The sequence below is a fragment of the Streptacidiphilus cavernicola genome (genome assembly GCF_042510955.1).
Taxonomy (GTDB): Bacteria; Actinomycetota; Actinomycetes; order Streptomycetales; family Streptomycetaceae; genus Streptacidiphilus; species Streptacidiphilus cavernicola.
Window position 1 is genome coordinate 1 of the sequence record NZ_JBHFAB010000017.1, and the last position, 25,697, is coordinate 25,697.

Consider the following 25,697-nt stretch of genomic DNA (forward strand, 5'->3'; position numbering starts at 1 on the left):
GAGTGGGTAAGGCTCCCAGTAGACGACTGGGTTGATAGGCCGGATGTGGAAGCCCTGTAAGGGGTGGAGCTGACCGGTACTAATAAGCCGAGGGCTTGACCATAGTTGCTACGCGTCCACTGTACAGTTCTGAAGCCACGACCCTGCCAGTACCTGGCAGCGCGTCAACTTCACCGCGTTTCGGTGGTCATAGCGTGAGGGAAACGCCCGGTAACATCCCGAACCCGGAAGCTAAGCCTCACAGCGCCGATGGTACTGCAGGGGGGACCCTGTGGGAGAGTAGGACGCCGCCGAACAACCATTAACAGTGAAGCCCCCTGACCACGCGTCAGGGGGCTTCACTGCGTTTCAGGCACAAAAGGCGGGAACAGGCGGGGTTGGTGGGTCGGCCTTCACCGTGGCGTGGGTGCGGCGCCGTCTCGCGCCTCCGGCGCACAGCAGCAACCACAACAAGGCAGGGCCCGGGATGGTTCGGGTTGGTGAGTATTCACTCGCCGACCCGCCAGCCAGGCACCAACCCGAACCCCGCCCCAGCTCCCGCGTCGTTGCTGCAGTGCGCCGCAGGCGCGAGACGGACCCGACACCGCACCAACGGCGAAGGCCGACCCCACCCAACCCAGCGCCGACCCCCAACGCCCGAACGCCTCCGCCCCCGCACAGGATCTGTACGGGGGCGGAGGCGGACGAGGGAGGGGGCAGACGGGCCGTCAGCCCTCAGCGTGGGTGTAGCCCGGGATACCCGCCGCCGCGGCGAGGCTGACGTCGAGGGACTCGCGGCGGATGCGCTGGTCCAGGTAGAGAAGAGCGATGCTGCTGGCGACCACCGGCAGCGTGACCGTCATGCCGATGGTCCCGCCGATGGCGGCCAGGATCCGGTACGTGGTCGAGGTGGCGGTGTCCGGGTTCAGGCCCTGGGAGAAGACGGCGCCCATGGTGAACGGGACGCTGATCAGGCCTTCCGCGATCACGATCATGATCGTAACCAGCAGCATGATGCCGAGGACCCGCCACCAGGAGCCGCGGACGAGTCGGAACGAGCGGGCGAGGGCGCTGCGGATGCCCTGGCGTTCCAGAATCAGGGCGGGCGCCGCCATCAGCAGCGAGACGCAGAGCCACAGCACGATCGCGCAGCCGGGGATCATCAGCAGGGAGAGGCCGGCCAGGGCTCCGTCCGAGGCTCCGGCGGAGCGTGCTGCGAAGACCGGGCCGAAGAAGACAGCAATGGTGCCGCCCATGATCAGCGCGATGATCGCGGAGAGGCCGAAGACCTGGGCCAGTCGGGGGCGTACCGACTGCCAGACCTCGGCGAGCGGCGCGGGGCGTCCGATGACGGCCTTGCTGAGGATCAGGATCGTCACCGCGGTGGCCAGGATTCCGGCGATGAAGGAGATCAACTCCACCGCGCCGAGCGCCGGGTAGGAGTCCGCGAGAGTGCTGAGGCTCTTGCGCAGGTCGGCGTTGGGGTTCTGGGACGGGGTGAACGGCGAGGGCACGTTCTGGGGCTGCTTCACCGATGCGGAGATCAGCAGTCCTGCTACCTGGGTGACCAGGGCGATCACGGCGGTGAAGGGCAGTATCGCCCGCCAGTGAACCCGGAGCAGGGCGAAGTTCGCGCTGAGGATGTCGCCGACCTTGAGCGGGCGCAGCGCGATGATGCCGGGCTTCGGCACCCAGCCGTTGGACCACTCCCAGCCGGGCACCGGGGTCGGGAACCTCCCCCAGCCAGGCGCGGCGTTCCAGGTCGGCGCAGGAGCGGGGACGTGCGCAGGAGCGGGCGCGTGTGCAGGTGTGAGCTCGGGCGCAGGCGCAGCCACAGGCGTCGACACCGGGGCGGCAGCCGCAGGAGCGGCGGGAGCAGAGGCGTCGGCCGAAGTCGCGGAGTCGGTGGTGGCCTGTGCGGGGATTCCGGGGCGGACCGGTGTCTCCGTGGTGGCCGACTCGGGAGCAGCTGGCGTCTCTGGGGGCCGGCTCGGGGTGTCGGTCATGCGCGGTCCGTCTCTAGTCTTTTTTGCGGGTCGGGGCTGGTTCCGGACATCGTGTCATGGCCGGGGCCATGGTCCACAGGAGTATCCGATTCAGGCGCGGTCCGGCGAGATGGGCCTCATTCGGCCACCTTGGACACAATCCGTCCCACGATCAATGTCCGTTTTGCACCGAAAACAAGGTATGTAAGACAGGGCAACTCGAACGAGTGGCGGATCTCTCTGCCCACTGTGCCCCAGCTCACGTTTCCGGAATGAGACCATGGTGAACATGAAGGGACGCGTCTTGATCGTCGATGACGACACAGCTCTGGCCGAGATGCTTGGCATCGTGCTGCGCGGGGAGGGTTTTGAGCCGTCTTTTGTCGCTGACGGCGACAAGGCTCTGGCCGTCTTCCGCGAGGTGAAGCCCGACCTGGTGTTGCTCGACCTGATGTTGCCCGGCCGGGACGGGATCGACGTCTGCCGTCAGATCCGCGCCGAGTCGGGCGTACCGATCGTCATGCTCACCGCGAAGACCGACACCGTGGACGTGGTGGTCGGCCTTGAGTCCGGTGCGGACGATTACATGACCAAGCCCTTCAAGCCGAAGGAGCTGGTGGCCCGGGTGCGGGCGCGGCTCCGTCGGGCGGAGGAGCCCAGCCCCGAGCAGCTCGCCATCGGCGATCTGGTGATCGACGTGGCCGGCCACTCGGTGAAGCGGGACGGTCGCAGCATTCCGCTCACCCCGCTGGAGTTCGACCTGCTGGTCGCGCTGGCCCGCAAGCCGTGGCAGGTGTTCACCCGCGAGGTGCTGTTGGAGCAGGTGTGGGGCTACCGGCATGCCGCGGACACCCGTCTGGTGAACGTCCATGTCCAGCGGCTCCGCTCCAAGATCGAGCGCGATCCGGAGCGTCCAGAGATCGTCGTGACGGTGCGCGGCGTCGGCTACAAGGCAGGACCCAGCTGAGATGAGCGGTCAGACCCCCGCCGCGCCCGGTCCGGTCGGCGGGCGGTCGACTGTCAGCGGGACGAACGGCGGTACGAGCAGCGGCATGGACGAGATCACCGACAGCGGCGCGACGGTCCCGGAGTCGAACACGCCCCGGCGCGGCTTCGTCGCGGTGCTGGCGGGCATCCGGGCCCTGTGCCGGCGCCTGACCCGCCGCTTTCGGCGTCCGGTGCGCCGGTTCACCGGCCTGTACCGGCGTTCGATCCAGCTGCGGGTGGTCGCGACCACGCTGGTGCTCTCGCTCGGCGTGGTGCTGCTGCTCGGCGTGGTGGTGGTGAACCAGGTGCGGAACGGGCTGCTGAAGTCCAAGGTGGCAGCCGCGACCGTGCAGGCGCAGAACGGCTTCAAGGCTGCGAACGAGCAGTTGGGGGGCGGTGCCTCGACGCACGGGAACACCGGCACCCCGGCCGGCGGCCAGCAGCCGGCCACCACCTCCGACGGCCAGATAGACCTGGGGAGCCTGCTGGCGGACCAGGTGAAGTTCCTGGCCACGAGCGGGGCCGGACAGTACGCGGTGGTCGGCATGGTGCCCGGCACCGATCAGACGAAGACCGCGAGCAGCAACTCCGGCTCCCGGAACCCCCGAGTGGTGGGCAACGTCGACCCGGACCGAACCATCGGCCAGGATCTCCGGAACCGGGTGCACCTCAACGCGGGGCAGGCGCAGTCCGCCTACACGACGATCTACTACGCCGACAATCCGCCCACGCCGAGCGAGGCGGGCCTGATCGTCGGCGCGGAGCTGACCATCCCGGTCTCCTCGCCCACCACCGGGACCGCGACCAACCAGACCTACCAGCTCTACTACGTCTTCCCGTTCACGCTGGAGGGCAACACGCTGAGCCTGGTCACCACCACCCTGCTCACCGCTGGGATCTTCGTGGTGATCCTGCTGGGCGCGATCTCCTGGCTGGTGGTCCGGCAGGTCGTCACGCCGGTGCGGATGGCCGCGGAGATCTCCGAGCGGCTCGCGGACGGGCGACTGGACGAGCGGATGAAGGTCACCGGAACGGATGACATCGCCCGTCTCGGCGAGTCCTTCAACCGGATGGGGGCCGCGCTGCAGACCCAGATCCGTCAGCTGGAGGAGCTCTCCCGGGTCCAGCGGCGCTTTGTCTCGGACGTGTCGCACGAACTGAGGACGCCGCTGACGACCGTGCGGATGGCCGCCGACCTGCTGTACGAGTCGCGCGGGGACTTCGGCGACGCCGCGGCGGAACGTTCCGCCGAACTGCTGCAGAACCAGTTGGACCGGTTCGAGTCGCTGCTGGCCGACCTGTTGGAGATCAGCCGCTTCGACGCCGGTGCGGCGATCCTGGACGCCGAGCCGGCCGACCTCCGCGACGTGGTCGGCCGGGTGATCGAGGCGGCCGAGCCGCTCGCCGCCACCAAGGGCAGCAGCATCCTGGTCCGCGGCGCCGACGAGCCGGTGGTGGCCGAGGTCGACCCGCGCCGGATCGAGCGCATCCTGCGGAACCTGGTGGTCAACGCGCTGGAGCACGGCGAGGGCCGGGACATCGAGGTCCGCTTGGCGGCCGGGGACGGGGCAGTGGCGGTGGCGGTGCGGGACCAGGGCATCGGGCTGAAGCCGGGGGAGGCGTCGCGGGTGTTCAACCGGTTCTGGCGGGCCGACCCGGCTCGGGCCAGGACCACCGGGGGCACCGGTCTCGGACTGTCGATCGCGCTGGAGGACGCGGCCCTGCACGGCGGCTGGCTGCACGCCTGGGGCGAGCCCGGCGGCGGCTCGCAGTTCCGGCTGACCGTGCCCCGCAACGCCGGGGCTGAGATCACCCGCTCGCCGATCCCGCTGGAGCCCGACGATTCGCGCGGCAACCGCGGCCTGGCGGTCTCCGGGATGCCGTACATGCGGGCGTCCCGGCCGATCGGGGCGACCGCGCTGGGCGGGGAGCCGTCGGACGACGCGGCGATGCTCGGGACCGGCCTGGGGCCGGGCCTCGGCGGGGTGCTGGGGTACGGTTCCGTGATCCCCGGGGTGCCGGGACGGACTCCGCTGCCGCCGAGCAAGCCCTCGGACGTCCGCGCGGCGTCCGGGTACGGCGCCACCGGCGCGCAGGTCGTGGTGTCCAAGGAGGGGCGCGATGAGGATACCCATGAGGACGAGTAGCGCCCGCTCCCGTTCCCGCCTCACTTCCCCCCGCCTCCGGGCGCTGGGCGCGCTGGGAACCGGGCTGGTCCTCGCCGGGTGCGCCACCATGCCGAGTACCGGCGCGCCCCCGGCGCAGCCAGTCTCGGGCGACAACACCCAGGCCGCCCAGCAGGTCGTGGTGGTGGCGGAGGCGCCCAACGCCAACGACCAGCCCGCCGCGCTGTTCTCCAGCTTCCTCGACGACCTGGTGTCGGACGAGCAGGACTACCACACAGCCAAGGAGTTTCTGACGCCCGCGGCGGCGAAGGCCTGGAACCCGCAGCAGCAGGTCGCCGTCCTGGACAAGGTCAACGCGAGCCTCGTCGGCGATCCCACGGCCACCCGGGCCACGATCAGGGTGAGCGGCACCGAGGTGGCCGTGCTCGACGCCAGGCACGCCTTCAAGCCGCCCCAGCAGGAGACCTACACACAGGAGTTCACCCTGCTGAAGGGGGCGCAGGGCTGGCGGATCGACACGCCGCCCGAAGGCATCATCCTCAACGAGGTCGACTTCGCCCGCATATACGAGTCCGTCGATCTCTACTTCCCGGTGGCGGCCCCGGACGGCGGGGACAGCACCGCCGCGCCCTCGGCGCTCGTCGCCGACCCGATCTATGTCCGCAGCCATATCGACCCGCTCACCGACGCGGCGAACGCGCTGCTCGGCGGCCCGAGCGCCTGGCTGGCGCCGGCGGTCGCCACCGGCTTCCCGCAGGGCTCCTCGCTGGGGAAGAGTGTGGTGACGATCGGCGGGGAAACCGGTGGGAACGGCGTCAGCCTCACCTTCGGCGGTGCGGTGGGTGCGCGGCTGCAGAACCCGCCCGACTGCGATCAGATGGCCGCCCAGCTGTACTTCACCCTGTCCGAGATCCCCACCCTGCAGGCGCAGCAGGGGGGCGAGAAGATCGAGTCGGTGTCGCTGTACCGCAAGGGCGACGCCACCGCGTCCTGCCGGGCCGACGGCACCAGCCACTACTCGCCGTTCGCCGTCGGCAGCGGCACCACCAGCTACTTCGTCGGCGCCAACGGTCGGTTGGAGAGCCTGGACGTCGGCTCTGGCAACACCTCGCCCGTGCCGAAGCCGGTGCCGGTGGCCCTCGCGCCGGCCTCGGCCGGGCACATCGGCGGGTTCGCGGTGGCTCCGGGCATCAGCGACAAGGTCGCGGTGCTGTCCGCGAACCAGCGGGATCTCTACATCGGTTCACTGTCCCCGCAGAGCACTGCGCCGATGCATCCGACCCTGAGCAGCACGGTCGTCGGCGGACTCAGCTCGCCCAGTTGGGACGGCCTGGGACGGCTGTGGGTCGCCGACACCGCTCCCGCGGCTCCCGCGCTCCGTGCGGTGGTCGGCGGCAAGGTGGTGACCGTTCCGGTGGCTGACCTGCACGGCACCGTCACCGGGGTCCGGGTCGCCGCGGACGGCGTCAGGATCGCCCTGACGGTCAAGAACGGCGACACCACCTCGGTCCAGGTGGGCCGGATCGAGCAGTCGGGCACGGCCGCGGCGCCGGTCCTCACGGTGAGCGGGTTGAAGTCGGTCACCCAGTCGCTCACCGGGGTGAAGTCGGTCTCCTGGTTCGACGGCGACAGCCTGATCGTGCTCGGCCAGTCCGCGGGTACCGCGCCGGGGCTGACCACCTGGCAGGTCGACGGCTCCTCGGTGCTGGCCGCCGACGACCAGTTGCCGTCCCCGGCCGACGGGATGACCACGGTGGCCGCGCTGGCGCAGTACTCCTCGCTGGAGAACGGGCTGAAGGCACCACTGCTGGGCGACTCCAACGGGGCTTCCGGGATCGGCGACACCGCGGACAAGGGCAAGGGCAAGGTCTACCGCTGGAGCAAGAACCAGTGGCAGGAAGTGGCGCAGGGCGACACGACCGTCAACGGCCCGATGCCCAGCTACCCGGGCTGAGCGGCCGCCCCGGGCCCGGCCGTCGGCGGACGGTCGCGGCGACCACTGCCGCGGCCAGGACGTCGCCGCCTGCCTCGGCCAGGGCGCGGGCGGCGTCGGCGAGGGTGGCGCCGGTGGTGACCAGGTCGTCGACCAGGACGATCCGGCCCCGGCCGAGCTGCCCGCCGCGGTGCGGCCGGACGGTCAGCGCCCCGCTCAGGTTGCGCAGCCGCTCGGCCGCCCCGAGCTCGGACTGGTCCGCGGTCCCGCGCCGCTGCCGCAGCACCGCCAGCACCCGGGCCGGGACGCCGGCCCGGCGCAGGGCGCGGGCCGCGACCAGGGTGAGCCGCCGGGTCGGATCGTGCCCCCTGGCCCGGACCGTGGCGGTCGCGGAGGGCATCGGGACCAGCAGCAGCGGGGAGTCCCTGGCGCCGCCGGTCGGGACGGCCGCCCGTACCGCCGCGGCGAGGGCCCGGCCCAGCGGCTGGGCCAGCCGCAGCGCCCCGCGTTCCTTGTGGGCCAGCAGGATCTGCCGGGCGGCCCCCTCGTACGTGGTTGCTGCATACACCTCGGGTAGTCCGGGTGGTGCAGCGTGGGGGCGTGCGGCGCGGGGTCGCGCGCCCTCCAGTTCGGCCCGGCAGGCGGCGCAGAGCTGGATGTGCGGGGTGCCGCAGCCGACGCACGGAACCGGGACCAGCAGGTCCAGGGCGGCGTCGAAGAGTGTTACGGACATGCTGGTCACAGCGCCTCCTCCGGTGGTCGGACGGTGCCGGGGACGCCTCCGCGGCCGAGGCCGGAGCGTGGACAGCAGCCTGCTGCAGTACCCGTGCGGTCGGGTGTTCTTTACCGCAGATTCATCCGTACGGGGGTAGGACTGACGTAGGGGCTGTACAAGCTCCCGCAGTGCCGCGACTTTGGGTGCACCGGTGTGTCGGAGGCGCCTGGCACGCCACGGCCGCACCGAACACGTTCGGACCTCCGCCGCAGGGTGGGCAGGATCCCCGGAACCGTTGTTCCATGGGGTTCCAACCCCTTCTTCTGGGGAGGAAGGGATGTGAGGGGCGGCCCCGCCCACCCGAGCGGGTGGCGCTGCGTACTCGATGGGCCGCGCGGACCTATCAGGGTCCGACCGGCGACAGGGCAAGTGATCGGAGTTCTGCGTGGACATCGTCGTCAAGGGTCACAAGACCGAGGTGCCCGAGCGGTTCCGCAAGCATGTCGGCGAGAAGCTGGAGCACATCCAGAAGCTCGACCACAAGGTGATCAGCCTGGACGTTGAACTGTCCAAGGAGCGCAACCCGCGGCAGGCGGAGCGTTCCGAGCGGGTGGAGATCACCCTGCACAGCCGTGGTCCGGTGATCCGGGCCGAGGCCAGTGCCCCCGACCCGTACTCCGCGCTCGATCTGGCCTCGGCGAAGCTGGACGCACAGCTCCGCAAGGCGGCCGACCGGCGCCGGGTGCACAAGGGCCCGCGGGCCCCGATCAGCGTGGCCGAGGCGACCGCGAGGCTGTCGTCCGCCCCGGACGTGGCCTCGGCCGAGGAGCGCGCCGAGCCGGTCAGCCGCACGAAGATCGGCTGTATGGAGGTCGAGGGAGACGGTCCGCTGGTGGTCCGCGAGAAGACCCACGCGGCCGTGCCGATGGCGCTCGACCAGGCGTTCTACGAGATGGAGCTGGTGGGGCACGACTTCTACCTGTTCCAGGACATCGACACCGGCCAGCCCAGCGTGGTCTACCGGCGGCACGGATACGACTACGGAGTGATCCACCTGAAGGTCGAAGGGCAGTAGCGCAGAGGAGCGAAGGGGCGCGGTGCACAGGCATCGCGCCCCTTCGCGTGCGCCCGCGCCGCCCCGGCGTGACACATCCGGGGGAAACCGGACCGGCGGAATGATCGCGCCGGGGACGCGGCGTGGAATCATGGCGGCAACAGCCGACCAGCCGAGGGGGAGGACCGGATGGCGGATCGATGGGACGACCAACACGACGACCGGCTCGACGAGGACCGGGGGGCCGGCGGTCCTCGGCGCGCGGTCGAACCGATCAGGGTCCTGGTCGTCGACGACCACGCGCTTTTCCGGCGCGGCCTGGAGATCGTCCTCGCCCAGGAGCAGGACATCCAGGTCGTGGGTGAGGCCGGGGACGGCGCCGAGGCGGTGGAGAAGGCCGCCGACCTGCTGCCCGACATCATCCTCATGGACGTCCGGATGCCGCGGCGCAGCGGCATCGAGGCCTGCACATCGATCAAGGAGGTGGCCCCCAGCACGAAGATCATCATGTTGACGATCAGCGACGAGGAGGCCGACCTCTACGAGGCGATCAAGGCCGGGGCGACCGGGTACCTGCTGAAGGAGATCTCCACCGACGAGGTCGCCACCGCGATCCGCGCCGTCGCCGACGGGCAGTCGCAGATCAGCCCCTCGATGGCGGCCAAGCTGCTCACCGAGTTCAAGTCGATGATCCAGCAGCGGACCGACGACCGCAGGCTGCTGCCCGCGCCGCGGCTGACCGACCGCGAGCTGGAGGTGCTGAAGCTGGTGGCCACCGGGCTGAACAACCGGGACATCGCCAAGCAGCTCTTCATCAGCGAGAACACAGTGAAGAACCACGTCAGGAACATCCTGGAGAAGCTGCAGCTGCACTCCAGGATGGAGGCCGTGGTGTACGCGATGCGGGAGAAGATCCTGGAGATAGGCTGACCGGCCGACCGGGCGGTCTCAGCCGAGGAGCTTCTCCAGGGCCGGGCGCAGCGCCTCGTCGTGCAGCCGCTCCACCCTGACCGCGTCGCAGCCGACCCAGTCCGCGGCCTCGCGCAGCGCCTGGGCCAGCGCCGGGAGTTGGGCCGGGGAGTCCAGCGAGATCTGACGGGCGACCATGGTCTGTTTGTCGCGGGCCGGGTCGACCCGGCCGATCAGCCGGCCGCCGGACAGCAGCGGCATGGCGAAGTACCCGTGCAGCCGCTTCTCCCTGGGGGTGTAGGCCTCCAGCCGGTGGCTGAGGCCGAAGATCCGCTCGGTGCGGGCCCGGTCCCAGATCAGCGAGTCGAACGGCGACAGCAGGGTGGTCCGGTGCCGGCCGCGCGGCTCGGTGTCCAGGGCGGCCGGGTCGGCCCAGGCGGGAGCGGCCGTGCCGGCCCGGCCCCAGCCCTCCACCAGCACCGGGACCAGCCCGGAGTCGGGCAGCGCGGCGTCCACCTGGTCGGCCTTGAGCCGGTGGTAGTCGGTGAGGTCCTTGTGGGTGGCGACGCCGAGCGCCGCGCCCGACTGCCGCACCAGCTGCCGGAAGCAGGCCGTGTCGTCCGGGTCGAGGCCCAACAGCTGGTCGGGGACGGCGCGTTCGGTCAGGTCGTAGACCCGCTTCCAGCCGCGCCGCTCGGTGCAGACGACCTGGCCGGTGTCCAGCAGCCACTCCACCGCGATCTTGGTCTCGGACCAGTCCCACCACACCCCGCCCTTCTTCGCGCCGCCCAGGTCGGTCGCGGTCAGCGGGCCGTCCGCGCGCAGCCGGGCCAGGACCTCGGCGCAGGAGCGCGCGCCGTCCTCCATCCGGTGCCAGCGGTGGCCGCGGGCCAGGAAGGCGCGGCGGCGGAACGAGAACAGCGGCCACTCCTCGACCGGGAGGACGCAGGCGGCGTGGGACCAGTACTCGAAGCTGCCGCCGCCGCTCCAGTACGCGGTCTCGACCGCCTCCCGGCCGACCGCGCCCAGCCGGGCGTACGGGACCAGTTCGTGCGAGCGGGCCAGCACCGAGATGGTGTCCAACTGCACCGAGCCGAGGCGGCGCAGCAGGCCGCGCACCCCGGCCCGCCGGTCCGGCGCGCCCAGCAGGCCCTGGGCGCGCAGGGCGATCCGGCGGGCGTCGTCGGCGCGCAGGGTGAGGGTGGGAGCGGGGCCTGCGGCAGCGGGGAGGGTGCTCATGGGATCAGCGTAGAAGCCCGCACCGACAACGCCGCCGGGGCCGGGCCGACGGGCCCGTAGTCGCTCGTTCGGGCGATGTGATTCGGATCGGCGTGCGAGAAACGACACGCACGGGTGAGCTTTGGGGCGATCTCGCAGGTAGCGGTCACACCGGACTATTCCGTGCTCCTAACATATGAACCACGGGACCACGCACCGAGGTCGCGGAGGCACCCTCCGTGACGCTTCTGGGGGGTGTGCGGCCTGTCACGACGTCGCGGGGGCGACGGGGGACCACTCATTCCATTCTGGCGCGACGGGCCTGAGGCCTGACCAAGCGCGCCGATCCGTACTTCGGCACGCCCTCTGCCAAGGCAGGGCTGCCTCTGGAGGGGACAACATGGGTCGTAGGACCCTGGGTCGCAGGACCCGTTGGGCCGCCGCGTTCACCGCGGCGGGACTGCTGTCGGCGCTTTCCCCGGCGATGAGCGCGCACGCGGCCGCCGCGCAGCGGATCGACCTGCGCGTCCTGGTCGTGGACGACGGCGGACCGGCCACCGCCGCGATCATGGACGAGATGGACATCTCGGGTACGCCGTACACCGTGGTGAAACTCTCGGACGGCAACCGGCCGACCATCAACGCCGCGTTCCTCAGCGGCACGGTGGGCGGCCAGGCCGAGGGCAAGTACCAGGCCGTGGTGCTGCCCAACAACCAGCCGTTCGCGGCGGGTTCGGCCGAGATGGCGGCGCTGACCACGTACGAGCAGACCTTCGGGGTGCGCCAGGTCGACGCCTACACCTACGCGCAGCCGACCGTCGGCCTCAACTACGCGGCCGACCCCGGCTACATCGGCTCGCTGGACGGCATCACCGGGACGGTCACCCCGGCCGGGCTCGGCGGGGCCTTCCGCTACCTCAAGGGCAGCCTGCCGTTCGAGGACAACGACCCGACGGTGACCGAGAGCTACGGCTATCTGGCGACCCCGCTGGCCGCCCAGGCGGCCGGGGCCTCCTTCACCCCGCTGATCACCGCCCCGATCCCGGGCAGCAGTTCGCCCGGCGTCCTGGCCGGCGAGTACGACCACAGCGGGATCTCCGAGCTGGTACTGACCTTCGCCTACAACCAGTACCAGGAGCAGTACCGGCTGCTGGCCCGCGGCATCGTCGACTGGATGACCCAGGGCATCCACCTCGGCTACGACCGCAACTACTACGAGCAGCACGTCGACGACATCTTCCTGCCGGACGACCGCTGGAGTAGCACCGCCAAGTGCACCCCCGGCGACGCCATCACCGCGTGCATCGGCACCCCGACCGAGTCCACCATCCGGATGACCCCGGCCGACGTGACCTTCGCCCAGCAGTGGGAGGCGGCGCACAACTTCACCTTCGACTTCCTCTTCAACGGCGGCGGCAGCGACGACCAGGTCGCGGACACCGGCTCCGACCCGCTGCTGACCGCGATGCAGGCGGCCAAGTCCTCGTTCCGGTGGGTGAACCACACTTACGACCACCCCTTCCTCGGCTGCGTCCAGGACAACACGGTGGTGCCCTGGGTCTGCACCAAGAACGCCGACGGCAGCACCGCCTGGGTGTCCGAGTCGACCATCCAGACTGCCATCAGCAAGAACCAGCAGTGGGCCGCGAGCAAGGGCTTCAGCATCGACAGCAGCGAACTGGTGACCGGGGAGCACTCCGGCCTGGCGACGCTGCCGCAGCAGCCGGTGGACAACCCCAACCTGGCCCAGGCCTTCGCCGCGACCGGGATCAAGTGGACCGGCAGCGACCACTCCCGCGAGCTGAACCAGCGCGCGGTGGGCCAGGCGCTGACCGTGCCGCGCTTCCCGATGAACATCTACTACAACGCCGGACACGTGGCCGACGAGGTGGACGAGTACAACTGGCTGTACACCAGCGCCGCCCAGGGCGGCAGCGGCCTGTGCACCGCCAACCCGGCCACCAGCACCTGCCTGCCCGCGCCGCTCGACCTGAGCACCGGGTACGCGGATTACATCGCCCCGCTGGAAGCCAAGATCGACCTCGGGCACATCATCGACAACAGCCCGCTGCCGACCTACGCGCACCAGTCCAACCTGACCGAGGACCGGATCCTCTACCCGGTGCTGGACCAGATCTTCGCCAGTTACGCCAACCTCTTCGCCGCCAACGCGCCGATCACCAACCTGCGCGAGTCGGCCATCGGCACCGAGCTGAAGCAGCGCGGCGCCTGGAGCGCCGCGGTCAAGGCCGGCACCGCCAGCGGCTACCGGGTCGGCAACACGGTGACCGTGACCTCCCCCAGCGGGGTCGCGGCCCAGGTCACCGCGCCCACCGGGACGGTGCAGAAGCAGCTGCTCGGGACCAGCGCCTTCGGCACGGCCTACGCCGGGGAGCTCTCCGGCTGGGTCTCGCCCGGCCTGCTGCAGAGCAACGTCACGCTGACGCTCAACGCCGCCGGCACCCCGGCCGCCCCGGCCCCCGGTGCGGCCGGCACGCCCACCCCGAGCCCCACCCCGACCGGCGGCGCGCCGACCACGCCGCCGACCGGGAGCACCAAGCCGGTCGTCCCCGGCGGCCTGCTCAACGTGGTGCCGATGACGGTGGCGGGAGTGACCAAGCTGCTCGGCGGCCTGCTCTGACCCGTACCGCAGCAGCGCAGACCAGCTAGATCCGGACCGCGTCCGGGGCCCATGACAGCATCCAGGGCCCCGGACGCGGCACGACCGAACAGTTCGAGGGGGAACACGACGCGATGAACGGACCAGTGGAGGTCACCCTTCTCACCGAGGGCACCTACCCGTATGTGCACGGGGGCGTGAGCGTCTGGTGCGACCAACTCGTCCGGGGCATGCCGGATGTGCGCTTCCACGTCCTGGGCATCACCGGCAGCGGACGCGAGCCGCACGTCTGGGAGCTGCCGCCGCACGTCGCCTCGGTCAGCTCGGTCCCGCTCTGGGGGCGGACGCCGGGAGGGGCCGCCCCGCGCGGCCGTGCCCTGCGCCGTTTCCTGGCCGGCTACGAGCGGTTCCTGCTCTCGCTGCTCGACGCCGACTTCGAGCAGTACTTCGCGGACGAGCTCTACGAGTTGGCCGAGTTCGCGCTGACCGGCGGCTCGCTCACGGCCGCGCTGCGGACCGAGGGCGCGGTCCGCTCGCTGCACAAGCTCTGGCAGCGCCCCTTCCTGGCCACCCACGCCTCGCGCCCCACCGTCCAGGACGCGCTGGAGGCCACCGACCTGCTGGAGCACGCGCTGCGCCCGCTGGCGGTGCAGCCGCCCAGCCGGGGCGTCGCCCACGCGGTGACCGGCGGCCTCGCGGTGCTGCCGGGGCTGACCGCCCGGCGCTTCCACGGAGTGCCGCTGCTGCTCTCCGAACACGGCATCTACCTGCGCGAACGCTATCTGAGCTATCGCACCGCGCCGTACCGCTGGCCGGTCAAGGCACTGATCCTGGGCTTCTTCCGGATGCTCGCCACCGAGGGCTACCGGGGCGCGGATCTGATCACCCCCTGCAACCGCTACAACCGTCGCTGGGAGGAACGCGGCGGCTGCGACCCGCGGCGCATCCGCACGGTCTACAACGGCGTCGACCCCGACCTCTTCCCCTACGCCGGTCCCGAGCCGGAGACCCCCACCCTCAGCTGGGCCGGGCGAGTCGACCCGATCAAGGACCTGGAGACCCTGATCCGTGCGTTCGCCCTGGTCCGGGCGGAGATCCCGGACGTTCGACTACGGCTGTTCGGGGCGGCCCCGACCGGCGGCGAAGGCTATCTGGACGCCTGCCGGTCCCTGGCCGGGAGGCTGGGGGTCGCCGAGGGCGTGGTCTTCGAGGGGCGGATCGACACCGTCCGGCACGCCTACGCGGCCGGCAGCGTGGTGATGCTCTCCAGCATCTCCGAGGGCTTCCCGTTCTCGCTGATCGAGGCGATGTCCTGCGGTCGCGCCACGGTCTCCACGGACGTCGGCGGGGTGCGCGAGGCGGTGGCCGACACCGGACTCGTGGTCCCACCCCGGGAGCCCGAGGCGATGGCCCGTGCCGCGCTGGGGCTGCTGAAGGACCGGCAGCGGCGGCAGGAACTGGGGGACGCGGCCCGCGACCGGGTGATCGAGCAGTTCACCCTGGGCCGCACCGTGGCCACCTTCCGCGGCGTCTACGACGGCCTGCTGGAGGACCCGCGGACGATGTGGTCCCCGGCAGCGACCGAGCGGATCGAGGCCTACGCGTGAGCGCCGTACTGGAACTGCTGCCAGGACTGCGGCTCAGCCCGCTGCCCCGGATCCTGCCGCGGCCGGACACCCCGATGGATCCGGCCGAGGAGGCCGCCCACCGCTTCGGCGGGGTCGCCGCCGCCGCGGTCCACCCCTTCGAGGTCGCCGCCGCGATCGAGGCCGAGGGGGTGACCGACCGTCAGGTACAGCGCGACTACGGCCGGTTGGACGCCTTCGAGCTGGCCGAGGACCTGTACCAGGTGACCCCGCGCAGCTACCCGGAGCCCGCGGCGGCCCCGTCCCCCTGGCACAGCCCGCTGCCCACCAGCGTGCTGCGCGGGGTGCTGTACGCCCTCCCCGGGCTGGCCTTCCCGCTCGGCGCGCCGATGCTGACCGGCCCCGCAGACTCCGGCGGACTGCCGCACGGGACTGTCGCGCTGGCGCTCTCGGTGCTGTTCAACTGGGCCTGGAACCAGGCGCTCGCGCACCGCACCCACCACTGGATCGGACGCGGCCGACACCGCTCGGCCGGGCGCTGCCTGCTGCGCGGCGCGTTCACCGGAGCCGGGCTCGGCCTCCTCGGCGCGCTGGTCGGGGTGCTGGCCGCCGGGCGCGACAGCGGCGGGGTGCTGCTGTTCTGCTGCGGCCAGGCGGTCTACCTCGGCGCCTCCTGCGTGCTGCTGGTCATCGGGCGGGAGCGGGCGCTGCTCGCGGTGCTGGCGCCCGCGGCGCTCGGCGGGGCCGCGGCGCTGCTCGGGCTGTTCCGGCCGACCCCGCTGACGGCGCTGCTGCTGCTCGGCACCGTGCTGTTCGCGATAACCCAGGCCTGGCGGGTCCTCCGGCGGCAACTACGGGAGACGGACGACGACGAGACCTCGGCCGAACCGCTGCCGCCGCTGCTGGCGTCCTTGCCGCACGGCCTGTTCGGGATGGCGATGTCGCTGCTCACCCTGGGGATCGCGCTGCGCGGCGGGCGTCTCGACCTGGCGCCGATGGTGGCGCTCACGGTCAGCATGGGACCGGCCGAGTGGCTGCTCTACGGCTACCGCCACCGGATCCACGGGGCGCTGCGGGCGGCACACACGCTGCGCGGGTTCGCGCTGCTGTCGGCGCGGTCGCTGGCGGTGGGGCTGTTGACGTACCTGGGTCTGCTCGGGGTGCTCGGCGGTGCGCTGGGCGCGGCGCTGGCCGGGCACGGGGGCGGGGGCGCGGGCAGTGCGGGCGGTGTGTGGGGTGGTGTCAGCGGGCTCGGGCAGGAGTTGCCGGGGCTGTTGGCGCTCGGGGCCACCATCTGGACGGCGCTGCTGCTGCAGGCGCTCGGCTCGGTCTGGGCCGCGGCCGGGATCTGCACCCCCGCGGCGGCGGCGACCCTCGCCGGGGCGGCCGAGGTTGCGGTGGGCGGGCTGGCCGCGGTGCTGCTGGTGGCGGTGGCCTGCTGGTCGCTGAGCAGGGTGACGGTGCATCGGTAGCGTGGGCGGATTGGGTGGGTGAGTGTTTACCAACTAGACAGGGGAGTGGATTTGACGATGCCTGAGAGGGATGGGCGGCGACGGTTGCTGGTTCCCCTGTACGTCTACCCGGGGACGGACCCCGGGGCGTGGGAGGGGGTGGCCGCGCGGGCGGAGGACGTGGGCTGGGTGGTGTTCAACCCCGCCAGCGGCCCCGGCCCGGCGCCGCAGCCGGAGTTCGCGCAGGCCGCGGCCACCCTGCGGGCGGCCGGTGTCCCGATGTTGGGGTACGTGGACACCGACTACGGCAGGCGCGGGCACCGTGAGGTGGTCGCGGACGTCGAGCGGTACCAGGAGTGGTATCCGGTGGACGGTGTGTTCCTGGACCAGGCCGGGTCCGGCGCGGCGCTGCTTCCGTACTACCGTCGGCTGGCGGTGGCGGCCCGGTCGCTGGAGGCACGGCAGGTGGTGCTCAATCCCGGCGTCCATCCCGATCCCGGGTATGCCACGATCGCGGATGTGCTGATCACCTTCGAGGGCGCGTGGGAGACCTACCGGCAGCTGCGGATCCCGGACTGGACCGCGGAGTTCCCGGCGCGGCGCTTCGGGCACCTGGTGCACAGCGCCCCGGCGGACGTCTGTGCGCTGGTGCCGCGGACCGCGGAGGAGTACGGCGCGGGGTACTGCTACGCGACGACGGGGTCGGGGCGTGACCCCTGGTCGGTGCTGATGCCGCAGTTGCAGTCGCAGTGGTCGGGGGAGACCAGGGTCGGGGCGAGCGCGGACGCGAGCACGCGGTGAGGCGGGGCGGCGTGGGTCGGGTGTGGGTGCTGCTGGGGTGGGGGAGTGCGCTGCTGTTGGTGGTGCTTGTGGGGTGTTCCGGCAGCGGTACGGGGGGCGTTGGGCGTGGCGGGTCGTCGGACGGCGGTGTTGCCACCGCCTCCGGCAGCCTGCGGCCCGGTGCGTCCGGTGCTGTATCCGGCAGTGCGGGGTCCGGCGGGGCCGGGGTCGGGTCCGCTGCTCCAGGTTCGTCGCTTTCCGCGAGCCCGTCCCAGCCTCCGTCACCGCCCCTGCACCCCTCCCCGACCGCGTCGGGTCGGTGGCGGCCGGTGCCCGGGGTCAGTTGGCAGTGGCAGCTCAGCGGGGTGCTGGACACCCGCGTGGACGCGGCCGTCTACGACGTCGACGGGTTCGACACCGGCGCGGCCACGGTGGCTGCGCTGCACGCGGCGGGCCGCCGGGTGATCTGCTACGTCAATGTCGGGGCCTACGAGGACTTCCGTCCCGACCGGACGGCCTACCCCGCCGCGGTGCTGGGAGCGAGCGACGGCTGGCCCGGCGAGCGCTGGCTGGACGTCCGGCGACTGGATCTGTTGCGGCCGATCATCGCCCGGCGCTTCGACATGTGCCGGGCGAAGGGCTTCGACGCGGTCGAGCCCGACAACGTCGACGGCTACCAGAACCACTCGGGCTTTCCGCTCACCGCCGCCGACCAGCTGGCCTTCAACCGGATGGTGGCCGGTCTGGCCCATCAGCGCGGCCTGGCCGTCGGCCTCAAGAACGACCTCGACCAGGTGCCCGGTCTGGTCGGCGCCTTCGACTTCGCGGTGAACGAGCAGTGCGCCGAGTACCAGGAGTGCGACGCCCTGCTCCCGTTCATCCGCCAGGGCAAGGCGGTGTTCCAGGCGGAGTACCACCTGCCGGTCGCCGACTTCTGCCCGGCGGCCAGGCGGATGCGCTTCAGCGCGCTGCTCAAGCACCTGGCACTGGACGCCTGGCGGCGCAGCTGCTGATCAGCCGGCCGCCGGTCACGCGCCGCCGATCCGGCAGCCGCCGATCACCGCCCGCCCGAGCCGTCCAGCTCCAGCTCCAGGTCTGTAGGAAGGAGCGAGCCGATCCAGGCGTCCTGCCGTTCCCCCCGGTGCAGCAGGCGGGAGCGCAGTGTCCCCTCCAGGGTGAAGCCGGCCCGTTCGGCGACGGCCCAGGAGCTGTCGTTGCCCGTGATCGCCAGCCACTCGATCCGCTGCAGGCCCAGCTCGGCGAAGCCCCAGCGGCACAGTGCGATGACGGCCTCGGTGGTGTAGCCGTTGCCGCGGTGCTGCTTCGCGGTCCAGTACCCGACCTCGGCGACCGCCTCGGCCCGGGGCTGCCGCAAGGCGATCCCCACCGAGGAGACCAGGTCGCCGCCGTCCCGGGTGAACGCCCCCAGGTTCAGCATGGTCTCCTCGCGCCAGCCGGCCGGGCTGGCCTCGCGGACGAAGCTTTCGGCGTGCTCGTACAGGTACGGGGAAGGAACCGGGACATAGCGTTGCAGCTGCTCGTCCTGGCAGGCGAGGTGGACGGCCGGGATGTCCTCCTCGCCGAGGGCGCGGAGGGTCAGCCGGTCGGTTTGCAGGTTCACAGGTTCCATCACCGGAGTATCCAGCAGCCGTCCACGAAGCGGTATCGCTTGTCCCTATGTACCTTTCACACCTTTTGTCATGATTCACCGGCCAGGTTCCTGAGGGTGACACCGAGCTGGTCTGCTGACGGACCTCCCGACCCGCTCGCTTCCTCGCATACGATGGCCACGCGGTGGTGCCGTCTCCATCGCCAGTGCGCAGTACGCGGGCGCACAGCCCGCCCACTGCCAGCCCAGGCAAGGAGCCAGCCCACGTGTCCGTCTTCGACAAGATCCTGCGCGCAGGCGAAGGAAAGATCCTTCGCAAGCTGCACCGCATTGCCGCCCAGGTCAATTCCATCGAAGAGGACTTCGTCAACCTGACGGACGCCGAGCTGCGTGCGCTCACCGACGAGTACCGGGAGCGTCTCGCGGACGGCGAGTCCTTGGACGATCTCCTCCCCGAGGCTTTCGCCACCGTGCGCGAGGCCGCCAAGCGCACCCTCGGCCAGCGCCACTACGACGTCCAGATCATGGGCGGCGCGGCGCTGCACCTCGGGTACGTGGCCGAGATGCGCACCGGCGAGGGCAAGACCCTGGTCGGCACGCTCCCCACCTACCTGAACGCGCTGTCCGGCAAGGGCGTCCACCTGATCACGGTGAACGACTACCTGGCCGAGCGCGACTCGGAGTGGATGGGCCGGGTGCACCGCTCCCTCGGCCTCGAGGTCGGCGTGATCCTGGCCAACATGACCCCGGCCGAGCGTCGGGCGCAGTACGCCTGCGACATCACCTACGGCACCAACAACGAGTTCGGCTTCGACTACCTGCGCGACAACATGGCGTGGTCGGCGGACGAGCTGGTGCAGCGCGGCCACAACTTCGCCGTGGTCGACGAGGTCGACTCGATCCTGATCGACGAGGCCCGTACCCCGCTGATCATCTCCGGCCCGGCCGACCAGGCCACCAAGTGGTACGGCGACTTCGCCAAGCTGGTCAACCGGCTGAAGGACGAGCGCGACTACGAGGTCGACGAGAAGAAGCGCACGGTCGGCGTGCTGGAGGCCGGGGTCACCCGGGTCGAGGACTACCTCGGCATCGACAACCTCTACGAGTCGGTCAACACCCCTCTGGTGGGCTTCCTGAACAACGCCATCAAGGCGAAGGAGCTCTACAAGAAGGACAAGGACTACGTCGTCATCAACGGCGAGGTCCTGATCGTCGACGAGCACACCGGCCGCATCCTGGCCGGCCGCCGCTACAACGAGGGCATGCACCAGGCGATCGAGGCCAAGGAGGGGGTGGAGGTCCAGAACGAGAACCAGACCCTGGCCACCATCACCCTGCAGAACTTCTTCCGCCTCTACGACAAGCTCTCCGGGATGACCGGTACCGCGCAGACCGAGGCGGCCGAGTTCCACCAGATCTACAAGCTCGGCGTGGTGCCGATCCCGACCAACAAGACGCCGCTGCGCGTCGACCAGGCGGACCTGATCTACAAGTCCGAGCCGGCCAAGTTCGCGGCCGTGGTCGAGGACATCGTGGAGAAGCACGAGAAGGGCCAGCCGATCCTGGTCGGCACCACCAGCGTCGAGAAGTCCGAGTACCTGGCGCAGGAGCTGCGCAAGCGCGGCGTCCAGCACGAGGTCCTCAACGCCAAGCACCACGAGCGCGAGGCGCAGGTCGTCGCGCAGGCGGGCCGCCGCGGCGCGGTCACCGTGGCCACCAACATGGCCGGTCGAGGCACCGACATCATGCTCGGCGGCAACCCGGAGCACCTCGCCTCCGCCGAGCTGGCGCAGCGCGGCCTCTCCCCGGTGGAGACCCCGGAGGAGTACGAGGCCGCCTGGCCCGAGGCGCTGGAGAAGGCCAAGTCCGCGGTCAAGGCCGAGCAGGAGGAGGTCCAGGACCTGGGCGGCCTCTACGTCCTCGGCACCGAGCGGCACGAGTCGCGCCGGATCGACAACCAGCTGCGCGGCCGTTCCGGCCGTCAGGGCGACCCGGGTGAGTCCCGCTTCTACCTGTCGCTGGGCGACGACCTGATGCGGCTGTTCAAGGCGGGCATGGTCGAGCGGGTGCTGTCGATGGCCAACGTGCCGGAGGACGTGCCGATCGAGTCCAAGATGGTCACCCGGGCCATCGCCTCGGCGCAGACCCAGGTCGAGCAGCAGAACTTCGAGATCCGCAAGAACGTGCTCAAGTACGACGAGGTGCTGAACCGTCAGCGCGAGGTCATCTACGGCGAGCGCCGCCGGGTCCTGGAGGGCGAGGACCTGCGCGAGCAGATCGACCACTTCATGGACGACACGGTCGACGCCTACGTCAACAACGCCACGGCCGACGGCTTCGCCGAGGAGTGGGACTTCGACAAGCTGTGGCAGGCGCTGGGCCAGCTCTACCCGATCAGCCTGACCGTCGAGGACCTGGAGGACGAGGAGGGCGACCGCGGCGGGATCACCTCCGAGCTGCTCGCCTCGGCCGTCAAGGAGGACCTGCACGCCAAGTACGTCGAGCGCGAGGAGCAGCTCGGCGAGACGGTGATGCGGGAGCTGGAGCGCCGGGTCGTGCTCTCGGTGCTGGACCGCCGCTGGCGCGAGCACCTCTACGAGATGGACTACCTCCAGGAGGGCATCGGCATGCGGGCGCTGGCCCAGCGCGACCCGCTGGTCGAGTACCAGCGCGAGGGCTTCGACATGTTCTCCGCGATGATGGAGGGCATCAAGGAGGAGTCCGTCGGCTACCTGTTCAACCTGGAGGTCCAGGTCGAGCAGCAGGTCGAGGAGGTCCCGCTGGCGGACGGCGAGGACGGCGTCGTGCTGGACAAGGCGCCCGAGGACGCACGTCCGGCGATCCGGGCCAAGGGCCTGGAGGCCCCGCAGCGTCCGGACCGGCTGCACTACACCGCCCCTTCGGCGGACGGTGACGGCGGCGTGGTCGAGGGCGACTTCGTGACCGGTGACTTCGAGGACGGCGCGGACGGCGACGCCGACGGCGGCACCCGCGCCGAGCGCCGCAAGGCCGCGAAGGGCCGCCGCCGCAAGAAGTAGCCGCCGCCGCGGGAAGCGGCGGGAGCGACAGCAGCCGCATGGCGGTTCACCACCTGGTCTCCAGGGCGGTGAACCGCCATGTGGTCGTTTCGGGACGGCGCGGGGTGCCGCGCTGCTCCAGCCTGAAGGCCAGAAGTTCGACCCGGTCGCCGACGCCGACGGTGGCGGTCACCTCCAGCACCCCCGGCGCGGGGGAGTCGTCGAAGACCCGGCCGAGGACCGGCCGCACGTCCCCGGGGGCCCGCAGCAGTCGGCGTCGGACCAGGGTGCGGACGTCGTCGAAGACCTCCTCGGTGGCCAGTGCGGCGAGCTGGTCGCAGACCCGGTGCCCGCTGAGCACTTCGAGCAGGCGTTGGGCGTAGTGCCCGGCCAGGGCGTTGTCCCTGGTCCTGGTCGGTGCGGAGCCGCAGGCCCTGGGCCGGGCGCCGACCCCGTGCAGTCGGCCCACCCGGACGCCGGACCGGGCGGGGGCCGGGCGCGGCCCCGGTCGGCAGGTGGATGTCTCGATCATCACGGTTACCCCCGTCAGTCGATCACGGTGCTGCGGTACGGCCCCTTCGTATCCCGGCCGATCGGTGGCGGCAAGCATCCCGAGCGGCCCGCGGCAGCCTCCCCGAAGTTCACCTATTCGAGCGAGGAAACGGCTCTGACCAGCGAAGACGCTCGGATGCCCACCGTCGTGACGGTCACCCGGCGCAGTCACAACCCACACGATCGGTGACTCTCCGCAGTCGTGGGTCGGCCGCCCTATGCTGGGCATCTGAAGTCGTCCCCGCCCCACCGTCACCCGGAGCGCCCCCGATGCGCGTCTACGTCCCCACCACCATGAACGCCCTCGCCAAGGCACAGGCCGAGGGTTCGCTCGGCCCGGCGCCGCTGCTGGCCTACGCGGTCACCCCGGCCCTGCGCGAGTGGTATCTGAGCGACGACATCGAGGAGTTGGAGTACGCGGCGCTGGTGCGGGCGGCCCAGGCCTCGCTGCGGCTGCTGGCGGCGGACGGCACCGCGCCGCGCCGCCGGGTGGTGCTCGCGGTGGACGTGCCGGACCGCGCGGTGGCGCTGCGCAACGACGCCGAGCACGCCGACTCGGCGGCGCTGGGCGCGGTCAGCCTGGCCGAAGCCCCGTCCCTGGCCAAGGCCGCCGCGGTGCACGCGGACGCGGACGACGCCGAGGTCCGGGAGGACGTCGGCGCCGCGGCGGACGCGGTCGCCGCGGCCGACGCCGGCGACGAGGACGCCCGCTTCGTGGTGGACGGCGCCGAGGACCACGAGCTGCTCTGGTTCGCCAACCAGGAGATCCCCGGTCTGCTGGGCTGACCGCGGGGCCCTGTCGGCGCCGGGAAGGCGGCGGATACGGTGGCGGACATGCGCGCACACATCGTCTGGGACTGGAACGGCACCCTCTTCGACGACATCGGGGCGGTGGTCGCCGCGAGCAACGCCGCCTTCGCCGAGATCGACCTCTCCCCGCTGACCGTGCGGGAGTACCGCGAGCAGTACCGGGTCCCGGTGGTCGACTTCTACCAGGAGCGGTTGGGCCGGGCCCCCTCGCCGGAGGAGTGGCTGCGGATGGACGCCTCCTTCCACCGCCACTACGAGGCGCTGCGCGACGGCTGCGGGCTGACCGCCGGCGTCGAGGAGCTGCTGACCGGCTGGTCCGGCGGCGGCAGCTCGCAGTCGCTGCTGTCGATGTACGGGCACGACCAACTGCTGCCGCTGGTCCGCCGGTTCGACCTGGAGCGGCACTTCGTCCGGGTGGACGGCCGGAGCAGCACCGGCGGGGTGTCCGGCAAGGCCGAGCACCTGGTCCGGCACCTGGCCGCGCTCGCCCCCGCGGATGTGCTCCCGGCCCGTACCGTGCTGATCGGCGACGTGGTGGACGACGCGCTCGCCGCGGCGCACGTGGGCGCGCACGCCGTGCTCTACAGCGGCGGTTCGCACGCGCGCTCGGCGTTGGAGCAGGTCGGCGTGCCGGTCGCCGACACCCTGGCGCAGGCCGTCCAGTACGCCCAGGAACTGGTCGCATCGTGACAGCATGTGACATATGGACGCTGTCACGCAGGTACCGCTGCCGGTCAACGAGCCGCCCCAGGGGTACGCCCCCGGCAGCGCCGAGCGGGCCCGGCTGGAAGCGAGACTCGCCTCGATCGCCGGGGAGTACGCGACCCTGCCGATGACCGTCGGCGGCGTCCAGCGGATGGGCGGCGGCGAGCGGATCGAGGTGGAGCAGCCGCACCACCGGGCCGCCAAGCTCGGCGTGTTCGGCAACGCGACCGGGGAGGACGTCCGACTCGCGGTGGACGCCGCGCTGAAGGCGGCGCCGGCCTGGCGCGAGCTGTCCTTCGACGACCGGGCCGCGATCTTCCTGCGGGCCGCCGACCTGCTGGCCGGTCCCTGGCGGGAGACGCTGGCGGCGGCGACCATGCTGGGCCAGTCCAAGACCGCGCAGCAGGCCGAGATCGACGCGCCGTGCGAGCTGGTGGACTTCTGGCGCTGGAACGTGCACTTCGCCCGGCAGATCCTGGAGCAGCAGCCGGTCAGCGGGCCGGGCGTGTGGAACCGCAGCGACCACCGGCCGCTGGAGGGCTTCGTGCTGGCGATCACCCCGTTCAACTTCACCGCCATCGCCGGGAACCTGCCGACCGCGCCCGCGCTGATGGGCAACACCGTGGTCTGGAAGCCCTCGCCGACGCAGACCCTGTCGGCCTGGTACACCATGCGGCTGCTGGAGGCGGCCGGACTGCCGCCCGGGGTGGTCAACCTGGTCACCGGCGACGGCCAGGCGCTGTCCCAGGTCGCGCTGACGCACCCGGAGCTGGCCGGGATCCACTTCACCGGCTCCACCCGGACCTTCCAGCACCTGTGGCAGACGGTGGGGGCGAACATCGGCGGCTACCGGGCCTATCCGCGGCTGGTCGGCGAGACCGGCGGCAAGGACTTCGTGGTGGCGCACCCCAGCGCCGATCCCGCGGTGCTGCGGACCGCGCTGGTCCGCGGCGCGTTCGAGTACCAGGGGCAGAAGTGCTCGGCGGCGTCCCGCGCGTACGTCCCGCGCAGCCTCTGGCGGGAGGTCAAGGACGAGTTCCTGGCTGACGTGCGCGGGCTGACGGCCGGTGACGTCACCGACTTCTCCAACTTCATGGGCGCGCTGATCGACGACCGGGCCTTCGCCAGGAACCGGGACGCCATCGGCCGGGCCCGCAACGACCACAGCCTGGACATCGTGGCCGGCGGCCACTGCGACGACGCCATCGGCTGGTTCGTGAGTCCGACCGTGGTCATGGTGAGCGACCCGCGGCACGAGATCTTCTCCACCGAGCTGTTCGGCCCGGTCCTCGCCGTGCACGTGTACGAGGACGCCCGCTGGGAGCAGACCCTGGACCAGCTGGCGGCGGTCTCCCCGTACGCGCTGACCGGCGCGGTGATCGCCCGGGACCGGGCCGCCATCGCCACCGCGACCCGGCGGCTGCGCTTCGCGGCCGGGAACTTCTACGTCAACGACAAGCCGACCGGCGCGGTGGTCGGCCAGCAGCCGTTCGGCGGCGGCAGGGCGTCCGGGACCAACGACAAGGCGGGGTCGCCGCTGAACCTGCTGCGCTGGACCTCGCCGCGGTCGATCAAGGAGACCTTCGTCGCGCCGACCTACTTGGACAACCCGTACAGCCCGGACCAAAGTTCCTGACGCAGTGCACCGATCCGGCCCCTGA

19 protein-coding genes and 2 rRNA genes are annotated in these 25,697 nt (G+C 71.5%); 16 read left to right on the forward strand and 5 right to left on the reverse strand.

The genetic code is table 11. The features are described from left to right. A 23S ribosomal RNA gene (locus ACEZDE_RS21790) occupies positions 1 to 103 on the forward strand; the annotation flags it as partial. Between the two features lie 76 nt (positions 104 to 179). Then, positions 180 to 296 (forward strand): 5S ribosomal RNA (rrf, locus tag ACEZDE_RS21795). A gap of 411 nt (positions 297 to 707) precedes the next feature. On the opposite strand, the gene ACEZDE_RS21800 is transcribed toward rrf, so the two are convergent. Further along, the gene (locus ACEZDE_RS21800; RefSeq protein WP_380538366.1) at positions 708 to 1,700 is read right to left on the reverse strand and encodes a glycerophosphoryl diester phosphodiesterase membrane domain-containing protein; all 993 of its coding nucleotides are present in this window, start codon (positions 1,698 to 1,700) and stop codon (positions 708 to 710) included. Positions 1,701 to 2,253: 553 nt separating this feature from the next. Between ACEZDE_RS21800 and mtrA the strand changes: the two genes are divergently transcribed. Genes mtrA through ACEZDE_RS21815 form a run of 3 tightly spaced genes read left to right on the forward strand, consistent with a single transcriptional unit; the run spans position 2,254 to position 7,031 of the window. Beyond that, complete coding sequence (mtrA, locus tag ACEZDE_RS21805) at positions 2,254 to 2,931, forward strand: MtrAB system response regulator MtrA (RefSeq protein WP_123502153.1); 678 nt, start codon at positions 2,254 to 2,256, stop codon at positions 2,929 to 2,931. Position 2,932: 1 nt separating this feature from the next. Continuing rightward, entirely contained in the window at positions 2,933 to 5,098 is a 2,166-nt protein-coding gene (mtrB, locus tag ACEZDE_RS21810; RefSeq protein ID WP_380538368.1) for an MtrAB system histidine kinase MtrB, read from the forward strand. Continuing rightward, positions 5,085 to 7,031, forward strand: a complete 1,947-nt coding sequence (locus tag ACEZDE_RS21815; RefSeq protein WP_380538370.1) for an LpqB family beta-propeller domain-containing protein — start codon at positions 5,085 to 5,087, stop codon at positions 7,029 to 7,031. The genes mtrB and ACEZDE_RS21815 overlap by 14 nt, the downstream gene beginning before the upstream one ends. On the opposite strand, the gene ACEZDE_RS21820 is transcribed toward ACEZDE_RS21815, so the two are convergent. Beyond that, complete coding sequence (locus ACEZDE_RS21820; protein ID WP_380538372.1) at positions 7,000 to 7,743, reverse strand: ComF family protein; 744 nt, start codon at positions 7,741 to 7,743, stop codon at positions 7,000 to 7,002. The genes ACEZDE_RS21815 and ACEZDE_RS21820 overlap by 32 nt on opposite strands. A gap of 427 nt (positions 7,744 to 8,170) precedes the next feature. Here ACEZDE_RS21820 and hpf point away from each other — a divergent pair, with 427 nt between their 5' ends. Both hpf and ACEZDE_RS21830 read left to right on the forward strand, forming a co-directional pair. Further along, complete coding sequence (gene hpf / locus ACEZDE_RS21825) at positions 8,171 to 8,800, forward strand: ribosome hibernation-promoting factor, HPF/YfiA family (RefSeq protein WP_380538374.1); 630 nt, start codon at positions 8,171 to 8,173, stop codon at positions 8,798 to 8,800. Positions 8,801 to 8,968: 168 nt separating this feature from the next. Then, positions 8,969 to 9,709 carry a response regulator gene (locus ACEZDE_RS21830; protein ID WP_380538376.1) on the forward strand — a complete coding sequence of 247 codons (741 nt, stop codon included), beginning with the start codon at positions 8,969 to 8,971 and terminating at the stop codon, positions 9,707 to 9,709. Between the two features lie 18 nt (positions 9,710 to 9,727). Here the strand turns inward: ACEZDE_RS21830 and ACEZDE_RS21835 are convergent, their stop codons facing one another. Then, positions 9,728 to 10,927, reverse strand: a complete 1,200-nt coding sequence (locus tag ACEZDE_RS21835; RefSeq protein ID WP_380538378.1) for a winged helix-turn-helix domain-containing protein — start codon at positions 10,925 to 10,927, stop codon at positions 9,728 to 9,730. A 379-nt stretch (positions 10,928 to 11,306) separates the two neighbouring features. Here ACEZDE_RS21835 and ACEZDE_RS21840 point away from each other — a divergent pair, with 379 nt between their 5' ends. The 5 genes from ACEZDE_RS21840 to ACEZDE_RS21860 all read left to right on the forward strand — a co-directional run bounded on the left by ACEZDE_RS21840 (position 11,307) and on the right by ACEZDE_RS21860 (position 18,356). After that, positions 11,307 to 13,547, forward strand: coding sequence for a hypothetical protein (locus tag ACEZDE_RS21840; RefSeq protein ID WP_380538380.1), 2,241 nt, complete (start codon positions 11,307 to 11,309; stop codon positions 13,545 to 13,547). A gap of 113 nt (positions 13,548 to 13,660) precedes the next feature. Beyond that, positions 13,661 to 15,133, forward strand: coding sequence for a GT4 family glycosyltransferase PelF (gene pelF, locus ACEZDE_RS21845; protein ID WP_380538382.1), 1,473 nt, complete (start codon positions 13,661 to 13,663; stop codon positions 15,131 to 15,133). Further along, positions 15,130 to 16,584 (forward strand): hypothetical protein, encoded by a 1,455-nt coding sequence (locus ACEZDE_RS21850; protein ID WP_380538384.1) that lies wholly within the window; start codon positions 15,130 to 15,132, stop codon positions 16,582 to 16,584. The genes pelF and ACEZDE_RS21850 overlap by 4 nt, the downstream gene beginning before the upstream one ends. A gap of 84 nt (positions 16,585 to 16,668) precedes the next feature. Continuing rightward, positions 16,669 to 17,364: a spherulation-specific family 4 protein gene (locus tag ACEZDE_RS21855; RefSeq protein WP_380538386.1), complete on the forward strand. Its 696-nt coding sequence runs from the start codon at positions 16,669 to 16,671 to the stop codon at positions 17,362 to 17,364. A gap of 149 nt (positions 17,365 to 17,513) precedes the next feature. Continuing rightward, the gene (locus ACEZDE_RS21860) at positions 17,514 to 18,356 is read left to right on the forward strand and encodes an endo alpha-1,4 polygalactosaminidase (protein WP_380538628.1); all 843 of its coding nucleotides are present in this window, start codon (positions 17,514 to 17,516) and stop codon (positions 18,354 to 18,356) included. Positions 18,357 to 18,400: 44 nt separating this feature from the next. Here the strand turns inward: ACEZDE_RS21860 and ACEZDE_RS21865 are convergent, their stop codons facing one another. Continuing rightward, positions 18,401 to 18,973 carry a GNAT family N-acetyltransferase gene (locus ACEZDE_RS21865; RefSeq protein WP_380538388.1) on the reverse strand — a complete coding sequence of 191 codons (573 nt, stop codon included), beginning with the start codon at positions 18,971 to 18,973 and terminating at the stop codon, positions 18,401 to 18,403. 245 nt (positions 18,974 to 19,218) lie between these two features. Here ACEZDE_RS21865 and secA point away from each other — a divergent pair, with 245 nt between their 5' ends. Next, on the forward strand, positions 19,219 to 21,990 hold the full coding sequence (gene secA / locus ACEZDE_RS21870; protein ID WP_380538390.1) for a preprotein translocase subunit SecA: 2,772 nt from the start codon (positions 19,219 to 19,221) through the stop codon (positions 21,988 to 21,990). A 46-nt stretch (positions 21,991 to 22,036) separates the two neighbouring features. Here secA and ACEZDE_RS21875 read toward each other — a convergent pair whose 3' ends face one another. Further along, on the reverse strand, positions 22,037 to 22,501 hold the full coding sequence (locus ACEZDE_RS21875) for an Rv3235 family protein (protein WP_380538393.1): 465 nt from the start codon (positions 22,499 to 22,501) through the stop codon (positions 22,037 to 22,039). Positions 22,502 to 22,791: 290 nt separating this feature from the next. Here ACEZDE_RS21875 and ACEZDE_RS21880 point away from each other — a divergent pair, with 290 nt between their 5' ends. Genes ACEZDE_RS21880 through pruA form a run of 3 tightly spaced genes read left to right on the forward strand, consistent with a single transcriptional unit; the run spans position 22,792 to position 25,672 of the window. Beyond that, positions 22,792 to 23,307, forward strand: a complete 516-nt coding sequence (locus ACEZDE_RS21880) for a DUF6912 family protein (protein ID WP_380538395.1) — start codon at positions 22,792 to 22,794, stop codon at positions 23,305 to 23,307. A 48-nt stretch (positions 23,308 to 23,355) separates the two neighbouring features. Next, a complete protein-coding gene (locus ACEZDE_RS21885) occupies positions 23,356 to 24,021 on the forward strand; it encodes an HAD family hydrolase (protein WP_380538397.1) in 666 nt (221 codons plus the stop codon). 13 nt (positions 24,022 to 24,034) lie between these two features. Beyond that, positions 24,035 to 25,672, forward strand: coding sequence for an L-glutamate gamma-semialdehyde dehydrogenase (pruA, locus tag ACEZDE_RS21890; protein ID WP_380538399.1), 1,638 nt, complete (start codon positions 24,035 to 24,037; stop codon positions 25,670 to 25,672). Positions 25,673 to 25,697: the final 25 nt, after the last annotated feature.

Excerpts from the sequence above, each read along its gene's own strand:
- mtrA (WP_123502153.1), top strand. The coding sequence starts at position 2,254 with ATGAAGGGACGCGTCTTGATCGTCGATGACGACACAGCTCTGGCCGAG.
- mtrB (WP_380538368.1), top strand. The coding sequence starts at position 2,933 with ATGAGCGGTCAGACCCCCGCCGCGCCCGGTCCGGTCGGCGGGCGGTCG.
- ACEZDE_RS21815 (WP_380538370.1), top strand. The coding sequence starts at position 5,085 with ATGAGGACGAGTAGCGCCCGCTCCCGTTCCCGCCTCACTTCCCCCCGC.
- ACEZDE_RS21820 (WP_380538372.1), bottom strand. The coding sequence starts at position 7,743 with ATGTCCGTAACACTCTTCGACGCCGCCCTGGACCTGCTGGTCCCGGTT.
- ACEZDE_RS21830 (WP_380538376.1), top strand. The coding sequence starts at position 8,969 with ATGGCGGATCGATGGGACGACCAACACGACGACCGGCTCGACGAGGAC.
- ACEZDE_RS21835 (WP_380538378.1), bottom strand. The coding sequence starts at position 10,927 with ATGAGCACCCTCCCCGCTGCCGCAGGCCCCGCTCCCACCCTCACCCTG.
- ACEZDE_RS21840 (WP_380538380.1), top strand. The coding sequence starts at position 11,307 with ATGGGTCGTAGGACCCTGGGTCGCAGGACCCGTTGGGCCGCCGCGTTC.
- pelF (WP_380538382.1), top strand. The coding sequence starts at position 13,661 with ATGAACGGACCAGTGGAGGTCACCCTTCTCACCGAGGGCACCTACCCG.
- ACEZDE_RS21865 (WP_380538388.1), bottom strand. The coding sequence starts at position 18,973 with ATGGAACCTGTGAACCTGCAAACCGACCGGCTGACCCTCCGCGCCCTC.
- ACEZDE_RS21875 (WP_380538393.1), bottom strand. The coding sequence starts at position 22,501 with ATGATCGAGACATCCACCTGCCGACCGGGGCCGCGCCCGGCCCCCGCC.
- ACEZDE_RS21880 (WP_380538395.1), top strand. The coding sequence starts at position 22,792 with ATGCGCGTCTACGTCCCCACCACCATGAACGCCCTCGCCAAGGCACAG.
- ACEZDE_RS21885 (WP_380538397.1), top strand. The coding sequence starts at position 23,356 with ATGCGCGCACACATCGTCTGGGACTGGAACGGCACCCTCTTCGACGAC.
- pruA (WP_380538399.1), top strand. The coding sequence starts at position 24,035 with ATGGACGCTGTCACGCAGGTACCGCTGCCGGTCAACGAGCCGCCCCAG.